The organism is Streptomyces sp. NPDC015242 (assembly GCF_043079125.1).
GTDB lineage: Bacteria > Actinomycetota > Actinomycetes > Streptomycetales > Streptomycetaceae > Streptomyces.
This window is the reverse complement of the sequence record NZ_JBIBUF010000001.1, coordinates 866,465-880,649: the sequence shown is the minus strand read 5'-3', so window position 1 is coordinate 880,649 and position 14,185 is coordinate 866,465. Positions and strand designations below refer to the sequence as shown.

12 protein-coding genes are annotated in these 14,185 nt (G+C 75.8%); 5 read left to right on the top strand and 7 right to left on the bottom strand.

Annotation, left to right across the window (positions count from 1 at the left end; translation table 11 throughout):
* Positions 1-8: 8 nt before the first annotated feature.
* Positions 9-914, bottom strand: coding sequence for a universal stress protein (locus ACF07N_RS03985; RefSeq protein WP_392107980.1), 906 nt, complete (start codon positions 912-914; stop codon positions 9-11).
* A 467-nt stretch (positions 915-1,381) separates the two neighbouring features.
* Between ACF07N_RS03985 and ACF07N_RS03980 the strand changes: the two genes are divergently transcribed.
* Entirely contained in the window at positions 1,382-2,596 is a 1,215-nt protein-coding gene (locus ACF07N_RS03980) for a globin domain-containing protein (RefSeq protein WP_392107977.1), read from the top strand.
* Positions 2,597-2,780: 184 nt separating this feature from the next.
* Entirely contained in the window at positions 2,781-4,325 is a 1,545-nt protein-coding gene (locus ACF07N_RS03975; RefSeq protein WP_392107974.1) for an oleate hydratase, read from the top strand.
* A 39-nt stretch (positions 4,326-4,364) separates the two neighbouring features.
* On the opposite strand, the gene ACF07N_RS03970 is transcribed toward ACF07N_RS03975, so the two are convergent.
* On the bottom strand, positions 4,365-5,243 hold the full coding sequence (locus ACF07N_RS03970) for an alpha/beta fold hydrolase (protein WP_383584173.1): 879 nt from the start codon (positions 5,241-5,243) through the stop codon (positions 4,365-4,367).
* A gap of 122 nt (positions 5,244-5,365) precedes the next feature.
* On the opposite strand from ACF07N_RS03970, the gene ACF07N_RS03965 reads away from it, so the two are divergent.
* Entirely contained in the window at positions 5,366-7,303 is a 1,938-nt protein-coding gene (locus tag ACF07N_RS03965) for a BTAD domain-containing putative transcriptional regulator (RefSeq protein WP_392107970.1), read from the top strand.
* 73 nt (positions 7,304-7,376) lie between these two features.
* Here the strand turns inward: ACF07N_RS03965 and ACF07N_RS03960 are convergent, their stop codons facing one another.
* From ACF07N_RS03960 to ACF07N_RS03940, 5 genes are all read right to left on the bottom strand, one after another.
* On the bottom strand, positions 7,377-8,060 hold the full coding sequence (locus tag ACF07N_RS03960; RefSeq protein WP_392107967.1) for an adenosylcobinamide amidohydrolase: 684 nt from the start codon (positions 8,058-8,060) through the stop codon (positions 7,377-7,379).
* 184 nt (positions 8,061-8,244) lie between these two features.
* Complete coding sequence (locus ACF07N_RS03955) at positions 8,245-9,165, bottom strand: universal stress protein (RefSeq protein ID WP_392107965.1); 921 nt, start codon at positions 9,163-9,165, stop codon at positions 8,245-8,247.
* Positions 9,166-9,310: 145 nt separating this feature from the next.
* Positions 9,311-10,264 carry an Acg family FMN-binding oxidoreductase gene (locus ACF07N_RS03950; RefSeq protein ID WP_392107962.1) on the bottom strand — a complete coding sequence of 318 codons (954 nt, stop codon included), beginning with the start codon at positions 10,262-10,264 and terminating at the stop codon, positions 9,311-9,313.
* Positions 10,265-10,917: 653 nt separating this feature from the next.
* Entirely contained in the window at positions 10,918-11,334 is a 417-nt protein-coding gene (locus ACF07N_RS03945; protein WP_392107959.1) for a hypothetical protein, read from the bottom strand.
* 31 nt (positions 11,335-11,365) lie between these two features.
* Positions 11,366-12,553: a transposase domain-containing protein gene (locus ACF07N_RS03940; protein WP_392108784.1), complete on the bottom strand. Its 1,188-nt coding sequence runs from the start codon at positions 12,551-12,553 to the stop codon at positions 11,366-11,368.
* Between the two features lie 246 nt (positions 12,554-12,799).
* Here ACF07N_RS03940 and ACF07N_RS03935 point away from each other — a divergent pair, with 246 nt between their 5' ends.
* Positions 12,800-13,216: a hypothetical protein gene (locus tag ACF07N_RS03935; RefSeq protein WP_392107957.1), complete on the top strand. Its 417-nt coding sequence runs from the start codon at positions 12,800-12,802 to the stop codon at positions 13,214-13,216.
* Between the two features lie 132 nt (positions 13,217-13,348).
* A complete protein-coding gene (locus ACF07N_RS03930) occupies positions 13,349-14,110 on the top strand; it encodes an alpha/beta hydrolase (RefSeq protein WP_392107954.1) in 762 nt (253 codons plus the stop codon).
* Positions 14,111-14,185 lie beyond the last annotated feature (75 nt).

Genomic DNA, 14,185 nt, shown 5'->3' with positions numbered 1-14,185 from the left:
GGATGCCTTCAGTCGTGCGCGACGACGGCGACGGGGGCGGCGGCGTGGTGGAGCACCGCGTGCGTGACGGGTCCGATGTGGACGCCGAACGGGCCGCGCCGGATCCGGCGGCCGACCACGACCAGGGAGGCTTCACGGGAGGCGTCGATGACCTGACGGGAGGGACTGCCGGAGCGGGACTGCTCGACGACCTCCACGTCCGGGTACTTCTCCCGCCACGGGCGCAGGACCTCGGCCAGCGCGGCGGCCTCCTGCCGGCCGAGCTCGGCGTGGAACTGCAGGTCAGCGGGCAGGCCGTAGGCGTAGTACGGCGGCAGGCTCCAGCCGTGCACGGCCTTCAGGGAGGTGCCGCGGCGGGCTGCCTCCTCGAAGGCGAAGGCGATCACCGCCTCATGGGGGTGGCCGGTGTCGAGGCCGAGCACCACGGGCCGGTACGGGGTGGCGGCGGACGGGATGCCCGCCGGGTCCTGCTCGTGCTCGTCGGCGGCCTGCTCCCCCGCCCGCACCAGGACGACGGGGGTCTCGGTGTGGGCGATGACGGACATGCCCACGGACCCGACGAGGAAGCCGCCGACGCCGCTCAGGCCGCGCGAGCCCAGCACCATCAGCTCGGCGTCCCCGGCCGCTCGGGCCAGCGCGTCCATCGGCCGGCCGTGGATCTGCTCCATGTCCACGGCCACGCCCGGGTGGCGCAGGCGCAGCCCTTCGGCCGTCTCGCGCGGGATGCGCTCGCTCCAGTGCTGCTGCGTCTCGGCACCCAGGAGCGGCGCCTGGGCCAGGGGCTCGGGGACCGGCTCCCAGACGTGCACCAGCCGCAGCGCAAGGCCGCGCAGCGACGCCTCGCGGGCCGCCCACTCGGCGGCGGCGCGGCTCTCGGACGAGCCGTCGAGGCCCACGGTGATGGTGCGGGACATGATGTCCACCTCCTGGTTCGGGGTTCTGATCACAGACTGGCGGCGGGGGCCCGCACGGTGGAGAGGCCGCAGGTCCCCGCTGCGGGGACTGACCGGCCCCATTCGGGGTCGGCGGCCGGCTCCCGCGGGGACGGCGGCCGTCCGACTGCTCGCCGTGGCCGGCGGAGGCCCGCGCCACCGCCCCGGAAGCGGGCGGCGCGCTCGCCCGCCCGGACGGGTCCTGTGGGGATGCGGCGCGGCGTACGGCTCGGCGGACAGGGCCGGCAGGAGTCCGTGCCCGGGCCGGCCGGCCCCGGTGCGGAGCGGCCCGCAGGGGCCGATGTGCCCTGATCCACGGGCCGTTCGGCCCTCGTTCGCCCGGCGGGGCCGAACAGCGCCGGAACACGGGCCTGCGCCTGCTACACAAGGGACGCCGCCCCATGCCGGTGCGGCGCCCCTTCCCACCCCGTCCCCGCCCGGGAGGCTCCATGCTGTCCGAGGAATCCGCCGCCGTGGTCCGTGCCACGCTGCCCGCCGTGGCGGGCGCGCTCGACGAGATCACCACCCGCTTCTACGGCGCGATGTTCCGCGACCGGCCGGAACTGCTCGACGGGATGTTCAACCGCGGCAACCAGGCCAGCGGGGCGCAGCGCCGGGCCCTGGCCGGCTCGGTCGCCGGGTTCGCCACCGCGCTGCTCGCCGACCCGGAGATCCGCCCGGACACGCTGCTGGACCGGATCGCGCACAAGCACGCCGCGGTCGGGGTCACCGAGGACCAGTACACGATCGTGCACAAGTACCTGTTCGGCGCGATAGCCGAGGTGCTGGGCGACGCGGTCACGCCGGAGGTGGCGGCGGCCTGGGACGAGGTGTACTGGCTGATGGCCGGTGCGCTGATCGGCCGTGAGGCCCGCCTGTACCAGGACGCGGGCGTCGAACCCGGCCGGATCTGGCGGCAGTGGACGGTCGTCGGGCGGCGCACCGAGACCCCGGACGTGGTGTCCTTCGTCCTGCGCCCGGCCGACGGCCGGCCGGCGCCGCGGGCCCGGGCCGGACAGTACGTGAGCGTACGGGTCACCATGGCCGACGGGATCCGTCAAGTGCGGCAGTACAGCCTGTCCTCCGGCCCCGGCGGGGAGCTGCGGCGCATCACCGTCAAGCGCGTGACCGGCCTGGCCGGCGCCCCGGACGGCGAGGTCTCCGCCCTCCTGCACGAAAAGGTCCGCGAGGGGGACGAACTGACGCTGTCCGCCCCGTTCGGGGACGTCTTCCTCGACGACCCGGCGGACGCCACCGCGCCGGTCGTCCTGGTCTCCGCGGGCATCGGCGGCACTCCCATGACGGGCATCCTGGCCCACCTCGCCGCCCTCGGCTCGGCCCGGCCGGTCCTGGTCCTGCACGCCGACCGCTCCCCCGCCGCGCACGCCCTGCGCGCCGAGACACGCGAACTGACCGGCCGGCTGCCGGGCGCCCGCGCGGTCTTCTGGTACGAACGGCCCGGCCCGGAGGAACCCGACGCGCGCGAGGGCCTGATGCGCCTGGACGGCATCGAACTGCCCGAGGACGCGACGGTGTTCCTGTGTGGCCCCCTGCCCTTCATGCGGGACGTCCGCGCCAGGTTGCTGCGCGCCGGGATTCCGGCACGGCGGATCCGCTACGAGGTGTTCGGACCCGACCTGTGGCTGCCGGGCACCGCGGACTGAGCCCGGCCGCAGGGTCCGATCCCGGCCGCAGGGTCCGATCCCGGCCGCAGGGTCCGATCCCGGCCGCACGGTGGGCCGTTCGGACCGGACGAGTGACCAATGGCCCCCTGACGGCGCTCCCGGGCGCGGCGGAGGCTGATGCCGAGCGGTCCCCGTCCGGCGGGCCGAGAAGAGGAGTGGGGCGATGGCGAAGGCGTATCTCGTGGGCGGTGGTGTCGCGGCGCTCGCGGCGGCCGCGTTCCTGATCCGCGACGGCGGCTTCGACGGGGAGGACATCCACCTCTTCGAGGAGCGGCGGCGGATCGGCGGCAGCCTGGACACGGACGGCACGGCGGACGCCGGCGGCGGCCCGCCCGCCCGGGTGATGCCCGCGGCCGAGTACCCCTGCACCCACGACCTGTTCTCCGCCATCCCCTCGCCCGACGACCCCGGCGTGTCGGTGGCGCAGCGGATGTCCGCCGGGCGCGGGGACTCAGCCCCGGGCGACGTGGTGCGGCTCGTCGGCGGCGACGGCGAGATCGTCGGCACCCGTTCGATGGGATTCACCGAACGCGATCGCCTGGAGCTGGTCCGTTGCCTGGCGACCCCGGAACGGCACCTGGACGGCAGGCGGATCGGCGACTGCTTCGGGGAGCACTTCTTCACCACCACCTTCTGGTTCCTGTGGTCCTCGACGTTCGCGTTCCAGCCCTGGCACAGCGCCATCGAGTTCCGCCGCTCCCTCCGGCGTTTCCTGCACCTGTTCCCCGAACTCCCGTCGCTGTCCGGCGTCCACCGGGCCCGCCGCGACGCGTACGGCTTCCTGGTGCGCCCCCTGACCGACTGGCTGCTCGCCCACGGCGTCACCCTCCACACCGGATGCCATGTCACCGACCTCGGGCTCGCCCCGGGCCGCGCACGGACGCGGGTCGAGCGGATCCACCTGTCGCGCGACGGCCGGGACGAGCGGATCGAGGTGGCCCGCGGGGACCTGGTGCTGGTCACCCTCGGCTCCCTGACCGACGCCGCCGGCCACGGCTCGCACACCGCCGCGCCGCCGCCCCGGCCGCACCGCTCCGACGCCTGGCTGCTGTGGCACCGTCTGGCGCGCGGCCGGGACGACTTCGGGGATCCGGCCGTCTTCGACAAGCACATCAAGGAGTCGCGCTTCGCGTCGTTCACCGTGACGACCGGGGACCCGGCCTTCCGCACGGCGCTGGAGCGGTGCGCCGGCGGTGAGGACGGCCGAGTGACCTTCACCGCCTCGAACTGGCTCCTCACCATCACCGCCGGCCCCGGGCGGCCCGAGGGCGTCACCTGGTGGGGCTACGCCCTGCGTCCCGGCCGCGCGGGCGATCACACACCGAAGCCCATGACGATGTGCTCGGGCCGGGAGATCCTCGAGGAGGTCCTGCACCACCTGGCCCTCGACGCGTCGCTCGCGGCCCGCGTGCGGGAGACGTCCACCGTCGTGCCGTGCCTGATGCCCTACGTCACCAGCCCGTTGCTGGCCCGCCGCCGCGACGACCGGCCCGCGGTCGTGCCCGAGGGGTCGGTGAACCTCGCCTTCATCGGACAGTTCGCCGAGGTGCCCGACGACGTGACGTTCACCGTGGAGTACTCGGTGCGCACCGCCCGGACTGCGGTGGCCGGGCTTCTCGGGCTCGACGCGCGGCCCCCGGCGGTCCACAAGGCCCACCGTGATCCGCGCGTCCTGGCCGCCGCCGTGGAGACCATGCACCAGCGGTGACCCGGCCGTCCCTCCCGGGCGGGGCGGCCACCGGGCCGTTCAGCGGGCCAGCAGGTCCCGGATCGCCGAGGTGATCTCCTCGGGTGCCTCCTCGGCCATGAAGTGCCCCGCCCGGGTCAGGCGGTGGTCCAGGTCGGGGGCCCATGCCCGCCACACCCCGGCGGCGTCGTAGCCCAGCCGCGCGCCCCAGTCCTGCTGGACGACCGTCACGGGCATGGCCAGTTGCGAGCCGGCGTCCAGGTCCGCCTGGTCGTGCGTGACGTCGATGCCCGCCGAGGCCCGGTAGTCGGCGACGATCGACGGCACGGCCGCGGCGCTCGCCCGCAGGTACTCGGCGCGCACCTCTCGCGGCAGCGCCGCCGGGTCGCCGGCCCAGGCGTCGAGGAAGGAGCCGAAGAACGCGTCCGCGCTGTTGGCGATCATCTCCTCCGGCAGGCCCGGCGGCTGCGCCATGAGGAAAAGGTGGTAGCCGACGGCCGCCGGGACGCCGTGCAGGACGTCCCACATGTCGAGCGTCGGCACGATGTCGAGGATGCCCAGGTGCGTGACGGTCTCCGGGTGGTCGAGGCCCGCCCGGAAGGCGACCAGGGCGCCCCGGTCGTGGCCGACGAGGGCGAACCGCTCGTGGCCGAGTGCCGCGGCCAGGGCCACGACGTCGGCGGCCATGGCGCGCTTGGCGTACACCTCGGGGCCGGTGGCCGCCGGCTTGTCGCTGGCGCCGTAGCCGCGCAGGTCGGGGCAGATAACCGTGTGCGCGCCGGCGAGCCGCCCGGCGACGTGCCGCCACATCAGGTGGGTCTGCGGGAAACCGTGCAGCAGCACGACCGGGCTGCCGCTGCCGCCGACGGCTGCGGCGATCTCCACGCCGTCCGCGCCGGGCAGCCGGACCTGTTCGAAACCGGGAATGGTGAGAGTCATGGGAAGGCCGTCTTTCTGGTGACAGTGGTGAGGGACCGCGACCGGATCAGCCTCGGTGACGGCGATCAGCAGCCGATCAGTACGGTGCGGCGCGGCCCCGGTCCGGCACGGAGGATGGGGGCATGCGAATCGATGTGCTGGGGGCCGTGCGGGCCTTCCACGACGACGGCGGTCCGGTCGCCCTGGGCGGACCCCGTCACCGTGAGGTGCTCGCCCGGCTCGTCGCCGCCGAGGGGCGCATGGTCACCACCGACACCCTCGTCGACGACCTGTGGACCGACCCGCCGGCCCGGGCCGTGGGCGCGCTGCGCACGTTCGTCGCCGCGCTGCGCCGCGCCCTGGAACCCGGCCGGCCGCCCCGGGTCCCCCCGCGCGTCCTGGTCACCGAAGGCCCCGGCTACGCGCTGCGGCTGCCGCGCGAGGACGTGGACGTCCACCGCTTCGAGGACACCCTGGCCCGGGCCCGCCGCGACCCCGGCGCGGTGTCGGCCCTCGGCGCGGCCCTCGCGGCCTGGCGCGGGCCGGCCTACGCCGATGTGACCGGCTCCGGGTGGGCGCGGCGCGAGCGCACACGGCTGGAGGAGTTGCGGCTGGAGGGGGTGGAACTGCACGCCCGGATCCTTCTCGACTCCGGTCACGGGGCGGATCTCGTCGCCGGACTCGGCGACCACGTCGCCGAGCACCCGTGGCGGGAGCCGGCCTGGGGACTGCTCGCCCGGGCGCTGCACCGCGCGGGCCGCCGGGCCGACGCCCTGGCCACCCTGCGCCGGGCCCGCGCGATGCTCATCGACCGGCTCGGGCTCGATCCCGGCCCCGAGCTGCGGCGCCTGGAGACCGACCTCCTCAACGGCACCGAGCCCGGCGCCGGCGTCCGGACGTCGTGGACCGGCCCCGGGGTCCGGCTGGGCCCGCGCACCACCGTGGACCTGGCCCGCACGCTCGCCCTGGCGGGTGGTGACGCCCTGGTCCACTCGCGGCGGGACCGTCTCACCGCCGTCGAGGCGGCGGAACGCACGGGAGACCTCCGCCTCACGGCCCGGGTCATCGCCGCCTACGACGTGCCGGCGCTGTGGAGCCGGGCCGACGACCCGGCGCAGTCCCGCGCCGTCGTCGCGGCCGCCGAGCGCACCCTCGCCGCGCTCGGCCCCGACTGCCCCGCCGACCTGACCGCCCGCCTCCTGGCCACGGTCGCCGTCGAGAGCCGCAGCGGCGATCTGCCGGAGGCCCGGCTGGAGCACGCCGGCCGGGCGGCACGGCGGGCGGAGGAGCTGGCGCGGGAGCTGGCCGACCCCGCCCTGCTGGCGTTCGCCCTCAACGGGGTGTTCCTGCAGACCTTCACCCGTCCCGGGCTGGCGCCGGAACGGGACCGGATCGGCGCCGAGATCCTCGACCTGGCCACCCGGCACGGGCTGCCGCACTTCGCCGTACTCGGCCGGCTCGTCCGCCTGCAGTCCGCCTCGGCCCTCGGCGACCTCGGCGCAGCGGCCGCGCACGCCGAGGCCGCCGAACAGCTCGCCGCCACCACGGAGGCACCGCTGGTCCCCGTCCTCACCGGCTGGTTCAGGGCCAGGGAGACGGCCGCCCGCAGCACCGCACCGGGCGGGCCGTCCGCCGCCGCGGCCGCGGCGCGCTACCGCGCCGCCGAGGACGCCCTCGCCACGGCCGGCATGCCGGGGCTGCACCGCGGCCTGTTCCCGCTCGCCCTGCTGGGTCTGCGCCTGCTGCACGACCGGCCCGCGCCCACCGACCCGCGCCTCGACTGGGGTCCGTACGGGCCCTGGGCGCGCCCCCTCGTCCTGCTCGCCCAGGGCCGGGACGAACAGGCCCGTGCCGCGCTCGCCGCGGCGCCCGAGCCGCCGCGCGACCACATGCAGGAGGCCCTGTGGTGCCTGACCGCCCGCGCCGCCGCGCGCCTCGGCGAACGCGGTATCGCGGCCCGCGCCGCCGCCGCGCTGCGCCCGGCCCGCACGGAACACGCCGGCGCCGCCGGCGGCATGCTGACCCTGGGCCCGGTCGCGCGTTACCTGGCGGAGGCGGAGGCCTGCGCCGGAGCGGACTGAGCGAGCGGGCGGCGCCGCTGACCGAGCGGACGGCACCCGTGCCGGGCGGCCTCCTGCCACACCGGCGGCAACGTCACGGGGCGCAGGAGGCGGCGCCGCGTACGGCTCCGTGCACGGCGCGGGCCAGGCGGGAGCCCCACAGGGAGCGGGGCCCGGAGAAGGCGTGGGCCTCCCGGCCGGGCCCGGTGCGCGCGGCGACGCACACGGCGTCGGTGGGAGTGCCGGAGCAGTCGTAGCCCTCCTCCAGCAGCGCCTGGACCTTGGCTTCGGTGGCGGTGGCGACCGCGTTGACCAGGGCCGCGTCGGTCAGTGCCACGGGCAGTGCGACGATCATGTTGACGGTGTCCGGCCGTACGGGCGCGACCGTGCTCTCGGCGGGAGCGGCGGCCCAGCCCCGCACCCCGAGGCCGGCCGTGACGACGGCTTCCACGCCGTCGTCGCACGCGTGCCCGTATGCCCGGACGTCGGCGGCCGTCATCAGCCCGACCCCCGCCCCCTGGGCACCGGCGTCCCGCGCCAGTCCGGCGAGGTGCCGCTCGGGGTCGGTGCGCCGGTACCCGTGGGACACCTGGGCGTTGAGCACCCACGCGCGTGTCCCGATCCCCCCGCCGAGGACGGCGCTGCTGATCATCCGCCAGTCGGGGCCAGCCCGCCACAGCAGGGCGTGCAGCCGCTCGCCGTTCTCGACGCGGGTGAGGTGCTGGACGCGCAGGAGCCCGGCGACGGGCGGTCGGGGCGGAGGAAGGACGGCGGTCACCGGGCGGGCACTCCTTGCGGGCGGGGGCCGACCGATCCTATGCCGCTCCCGTGTCCCGCTTCCCATGCGCTTCCGTACCGCGCCCCCATGCCGCTTCCATACCGCGCATCCCATGCCGCTCCGTGCCGCGCGTGCCGTGCCGCTTTCGTGTCCCTCCGCCGCGGCGCGTTCACCGAAGGCCGCGTCACTCGTGCGGGACGACCGCCACCGGGCAGGCGACGTGGTGCAGCACGGCGTGCGTGACCGGCCCGACGTGAGGGCCCGGGCGGTGGGTGCCGTGGTCGCGGCGGCCCACGACCACCAGGGACGCGCCCGCCGACGCGCGCACCAGCTCGGCGGCGGCCCGGCCCTCGGCCACGGTCTCGACGACCGGCACCTCGGGGTACTTGCCGCACCACGGGCGCACGGCGGCGACGAGGGCGCGCTCCTGCTCCGCGAGCACGCCCGCCGGTGCGGGCAGCGTGTCCGCCGGGCCGCCGGCGAGGTCCCGGAGCGCGGCGCCGTAGGCGTGGACGACGTGCAGCCTGGCTCCCGGACGCCGGCGTGCGCAGTCGAAGGCGAACGCGAGGAGTTCGTCGCAGGGCCGACGGGTGTCCAGTCCCAGGACGACGTCGCGGTAGGGCGTGCCGGGGATCTCCTCGGGCGCTATCCCGTCCCCGGCGGGCAGGTGCTCGCCGGACCGCGTCACGCCGGCGCGTACGAGCACCACGGGACGCGGTGACCTGGCGACCACCCGCTGGGAGACCGAGCCGAGCACGAATCCGGCGAGTGGGCCGAGCCCTCGGGAACCGAGCACCGCCACCTCCGCGCCGGCCGCCGCCGCAACGAGCGCGTCCACCACCGCGTCGGTCTTCACCAGGAGCTCGGTGACGTCCAGCCCGTGGTGCGCGGCGCGGACGCCACCGGCCGCGCTCCGCAGCGTCTCCTCGGCCCAGGCGCGCCGGCTGGTGCCCATCGGCACGGTGGCGGCGGGGCGTGGATCCCACGTCCACGCGTGGACGAGCCGCAGCGGAACACCTCGGCGCAGGGCTTCCCCCGCCGCCCATTGCGCGGCGGCCAGACTCTGCCGGGATCCGTCGACCGCGGCGACGACATGACGGTCCATGGTGCGCACCTCCTGTGCCGGGCTTGTCCACCGCCCCCAGCCTGTCCTGACGAGGTGTCACGGCCCAGGGCCGTACGGCCCTGGGCGCGGGCCGGCGGTCCCGGACGCGGTGTCCGCGGCGGAGCCGTCCGTCCGCCCCGGCCGGTCAGCCGACCGCACGCGGGGTGCGCGGCCCTTCCGGACCGTAGCCGTACCGGATCAGCAGCTGGGGACAGCACCGGTGCTGCGCGAGCCGGGCCGCTGCCCGCAGATCCGGCCATTCCATCGCCTGGTGCAGCATCGAGGTGCGCACGCCGTGCGCGGTGGCGGTGAGCAGCACCCGCTCCAGCGCCTGTCCGGCCCGCAGCCAGTCCTCCGGCGCGTCGTAGGGGGTCCACAACAGCGCCACCTGGGCGTGGCGTTCGAACCGCACGGCGGGCCGGGCCGGTGTGGGCCACGGGCCGGTGAAGTCCCGCATCGGCATGCGGCCGGCGGAGTCCCGCGGGCCCAGCGCCGTGACCGGGATGCCGTAGGAAGCTGGTCCGGGAGCGGTGACCCAGCCGCGGGTCTCGGCGCTGCGGGCCGCGCTGGCGGTGCTGCGGGCCTCGGCGGAGGCGGTCAGACGCAGCAGGCGCCGGGTTTCCGTGTAGTCCGGCACGTGCAGCCGCGCGCCCTCGGCCCGGGCGGCTGCGGCCATCTCCGTCAGGACCGGCTCGGGCACCGGGCGTCCGGTGAACGGCATCCGGCTGGTGTGCCGCCGCTCGATCGCCGGGTACAGCCGCCGGTAGTCCGGTGGTTCCCCGCACGGCGCGGTCACCTGGACGGTGGCCAGCAGGTCGGTGGCGTACGGGTCGGGCAGCAGCCGCACCGCGGGTTCCCAGCCCAGGTGGGCGACGGCGACCCGCAGGTTGAACACTGCTGCGCCGACGGACAGGTGCAGCGCGCGGCGGTGCGGATCGGCCAGGGGCAGGGCGCGCTCGCGGTCGGCCCGCACCTCGACGGACCGGGTGGCCGGGTCCACGCCGAAGCGCCAGGGCTGGGTGTTGTGGATCGACGGCGCGGCGACCGCCGCGGTCAGCAGCTGCTCCAGCACGGCGGCGTCGATGTCGCGGTGGTGCATGACGGCTCCCCACTCGTCCGGGTGAGCGCGGGTGCGGCTCGGGTCCCGTACCTCGAGCCTCGGCCGGTCGACGGCCGCGGGGCGAGGGCCACCCGGCCCTCGCCGGGGCCCGGAGGGTCCCGCTCCACGGTCCGGGGCCCGAAGGGTCCCGCTCCACGGTCCGGGGCCCGAAGGGTCCCGCTCCACGGTCCGCGAGCCGCCCGGGGGGGGGACGTCCGCCGGAAGCACGGACGCGCGATGCGCGACGTGCGATGCGCGATGCGCGGATCCCGGCGCGCCGAGCCACAGGCGAGGCCGGCATCCCGATGAGCGAGCCGCGCTGACCACGGCCGCGGTGCACAGAACGCGCCGGGCTCGCCGTCCGGACGGAAGGCGGGCGGCGGGCGGAGCCGTCCTTCCGTCCGGGCCGGCGGACCCGGCGCAGGAGGCGCATGGCCCCCTCTCCCCCCTCGGGAGGCCGGCCGAGGCGACCGCCTGCGTTCCCCCGCCGTCCGCGTGGCGGACGGCTCGGGGAGGCGGGCCGCGGGCGCCTCCTCCCGGAGGTCACCCGCGTGTTCGCCGCGTCCGACTCCGTTCCACGGTGTCAGGGTCCGCCTCGCCACGACAGGGCCGAACGGCCCGGGCCGGGGGCCCGGGCGGCCAATGCAGTTGCCTTAGGGCTCGCCCAACGAGCCAGACGCGATCGTCCTGTCCCGGAAGGACTGGAAGGCGTTCCAGCTGGCCTGGGCATCGTCTGCGAGCAGCTCACCGGTCGAGCAGTCGAAGAGGCGGCAGCCGAGGGCTCTGGAGATGCGGAAGATCACGGGCAGCACGTCCTCCTCCCCGCCCCGGATATGGAGCATGACCGACTCGACGGGGTCGTGCTCGCCGATGCCGAGTTCGATCACCCAGGTCGGACCGAGCAACTCGCCCCATGCGGGATCGGTCAGGTCGACCTCGCCCACTGCTGACCTGAGGGCCTTGTGGACGCTGGACCGGCTTCCGATGGGAGGCGGCTCGTGATCGGCGGGAAGGTCGTCGATCGACGTGACGTCCGCAGGTAGCGGCAGCAGAAGAATGTCCCAGCTCATAGCGCTCCCAACCCGAGATTCACGAGAAACGCTATGCGCTGAGTGCTGGCCTTCCGGCCCGGCGGGTGCTCTTCGGCTTCGAGGTCGGGTTGTGGGCCCAGCGGCCGGGCTGGACCGTGCCGCGTCTGGCTCGGGTTCTCAGCACGGGCCAACGGTTCGGTTTCTTGATCGCGCGTGGACAGTCGCTGTTGCGCCGGGCCGGGCGGAGGCGTGCACGTGCCTCCCGCCCGGCCTCGGTGAAGGAGTGGGTGAGCTTGGTGGCGGTCGATCCGAGTTGGGACAGGATGCTGCGGCGGATGATGCGGACGCACTTCAGGTGGGAGACACGGTCGGCATCCACTGTCGGACGGGCGAGCGCGGCTGTGTGGGCAACCTGGCGGATCGCCTGGTGGACGGCGCAGTAGGCCCACAGTTCCTGTCGGACGCCTTCCGGGGTCCGTGACCTGATCGGCCCGCCGGGGCCGAGGTGGTTCTTGATCTCGTCGAAGGCGGGCTCGATCTCCCAGCGTTCCCGGTAGAGCGCGACCAGCTCGTCGGCCGGGTACTGCTCGGGGTTCAGCAGCGTCGTGCCCAGGTGGGCGACCTTGTCGTCCTTCGCGAAGGTGATGACCCGGTAGATCACGTGCCGGGGCAGCTTCCGGCCTTCCTTCGCGGCTCGGAGCCGGACCTCCTTGCCCGGTCGCGCCATCGACAGGTACGAGCCGTCCGGAAGCTCTTCCCGGGCGGTTCCGAGGTGGTCGGACGATCTCGGCCAGCACCACCGCCCTGACCTGGGGGATCCGAAGGGGACGCCGCCGGTGGTTGAGGGGCCGTCGAAGGTGTCGCCGTTGCTCGTCGAATCCGGGAGATCGAACTGGGTACCGTCCAGGGCGAGGAGCCGCAGCCCTCGCCACCATGCGCCGGGCGTGGCCGGGGTGGCGAGCGGGCCGGCCACCTGTCGGAACACGGTCTCCAGCACGTTTTCGCCGAGGCGGACGCGGGCCCGGCATAACGACGACCGGTTCACCCGCGCGAGGGTCCGACTGCCCGGGATGCCGCTGGTCAGCACCCGCAGCACCTCCTCGTACGACTCCCGGGCGAACAGGCACAGGGCCAGAACGAAGTACACGACCAGCCTCGCCGACAGGAGACGGCGCCGCCGCTCGGCCCGGTCGTGCTTGGCTATCGCCGCGTCCACCAGCTCAGCGGTGAACACCTTCGTCAGAATCCCGATCCGCACCCGCTGGCCCGCGCCCCACCCCGTCACACGCGGGGCAACGATCTCCCCGGTTCAAAGGCAACTGCATTGGCCCGGGCGGCCCCTGCGCGAACCGGCGCGCCAGGTGGGGGGCGGCCATGGCCCCCTCTGCGGCGACGGCGTCGGTAAGGACGAGCGGTCCACGGCACGGGGCCGGGTGGCCCTGGGGCCGGGGAGGGCCGGCGGAGCAGGCTGGAGCCGCGGAAACGATCACAAGGAGGGCACCACATGACCGTCAGGGACAGCGGTACCGAACGGACCCCCGGCGCCGTGAGGGTACGGGCCACGGGGCAGGTCACCGAGGAGGACCTCGGGTACGTCCGCGGCAAGGTCGCGGCGGTCCTCGCCCGGCAGGGCCTGCCGGGCGCCGACGGCGAGGTGCGGATCACGAAGGCCGCGGCCCATCATGTCGAACAGCCGTGGTCGGCCGCCGCCGAACTCCACGTGGGCCGCGACCTCGTGGTCGTCCACGCCCGCGGGAACGGCGCCCACGAGGTCGCGGACCGCCTGCAGGACCGGCTGCGGGCGCAGGTGGAACGCCTCGCGCACCGGGCGGAGGCGAACCGCAGGTCGGCCGCGCCACCGCCGTGGCGCGGCGGTCCGGCCGGGCCCGGGCAGGAGGAGCGGCCGGACGCCGGCCGCTGACCGCAAGGGCCCGGGCGGCCCGGCTCGCGGGCCGCCCGGGCCTGTCCCTCGGTCGCCGGGCGCGCTGCAATGGAAGCGGGAGGACATGCGACCGCAGCGCCGCCCGGTCGCCGGCCGGAGGAGGTGGAGGGGATGCGTTCCGGGGACCTGACGGGGGATGTGTACGGCCCACTGCGGCGCGACGACGCGTGGGCCGATCCGGTACGGCCGGGCGGCCCGCCCCCGCGCACCCCACCGGTGACCGATCCGCTCGGCCCGCTCGGCCCGCCCGGCCCGGCCGCGTGGCCCGGGGAGAGTGTGGTCGTGCCCGCGGCACCCGTACGTCTCACCGCCCGGCTGACACTGCCGGAGAGGCCCCGGGGCGTCGTGGCGGTCACGATGGGGAACGGCGCACGGACGGTCGCCACCGCACTGCACGACGGCGGACTGGGCACCCTGCTGCTCGACCTCCTCACAGCAGAGGAGACCGGCGACCGTCACCTCCTCTTCGACGTGCCCCTGCTGGCCCGCCGTCTTGGAGCGGCCTGCCACTGGCTGGGCGCACGGACGGGGCTCCCCGTGGGATGCGCGGGGGACGGCCCGGCATCCGCCGCCGCGATCGAGGCCGCGGCGGCGGATCCAGGGATCCGCGCGATCGTGTCCCTCGACGGCCGCCCGGAGCTGGCCAGTCCTTCGGCGCTGGACCGGGTCAGGGCCCCCGTACTGCTCGTCGTCGGTGAGGGCGAGACGCGGCTGCTCGGACGCAACCGGCTCGCGGCCGGCTGGATGCGCGGCCGGCACGAGACGGCCGAACTGCCGGGCGTGTCGCGGTCCGTCATGGCAGCGGGGACCACTGAACTCGTCACGACGCTGAGCCGGGATTGGTTCGGACGGCACCTCGACGGCCGGTCCTGATCACCCGGCCGGGGGCGCGCGGTCGACCTCGCCCGGTGTCGTCCGGCAGCGGCCGAACGGAGTCGGCCGCCGCCG

Bases quoted from the DNA above. Each gene is read 5' to 3' on its own strand.
- ACF07N_RS03950 (WP_392107962.1), bottom strand. From the start codon at position 10,264: ATGCACCACCGCGACATCGACGCCGCCGTGCTGGAGCAGCTGCTGACC.
- ACF07N_RS03985 (WP_392107980.1), bottom strand. From the start codon at position 914: ATGTCCCGCACCATCACCGTGGGCCTCGACGGCTCGTCCGAGAGCCGC.
- ACF07N_RS03975 (WP_392107974.1), top strand. From the start codon at position 2,781: ATGGCGAAGGCGTATCTCGTGGGCGGTGGTGTCGCGGCGCTCGCGGCG.
- ACF07N_RS03980 (WP_392107977.1), top strand. From the start codon at position 1,382: ATGCTGTCCGAGGAATCCGCCGCCGTGGTCCGTGCCACGCTGCCCGCC.
- ACF07N_RS03955 (WP_392107965.1), bottom strand. From the start codon at position 9,165: ATGGACCGTCATGTCGTCGCCGCGGTCGACGGATCCCGGCAGAGTCTG.
- ACF07N_RS03970 (WP_383584173.1), bottom strand. From the start codon at position 5,243: ATGACTCTCACCATTCCCGGTTTCGAACAGGTCCGGCTGCCCGGCGCG.
- ACF07N_RS03930 (WP_392107954.1), top strand. From the start codon at position 13,349: ATGCGTTCCGGGGACCTGACGGGGGATGTGTACGGCCCACTGCGGCGC.
- ACF07N_RS03935 (WP_392107957.1), top strand. From the start codon at position 12,800: ATGACCGTCAGGGACAGCGGTACCGAACGGACCCCCGGCGCCGTGAGG.
- ACF07N_RS03965 (WP_392107970.1), top strand. From the start codon at position 5,366: ATGCGAATCGATGTGCTGGGGGCCGTGCGGGCCTTCCACGACGACGGC.
- ACF07N_RS03945 (WP_392107959.1), bottom strand. From the start codon at position 11,334: ATGAGCTGGGACATTCTTCTGCTGCCGCTACCTGCGGACGTCACGTCG.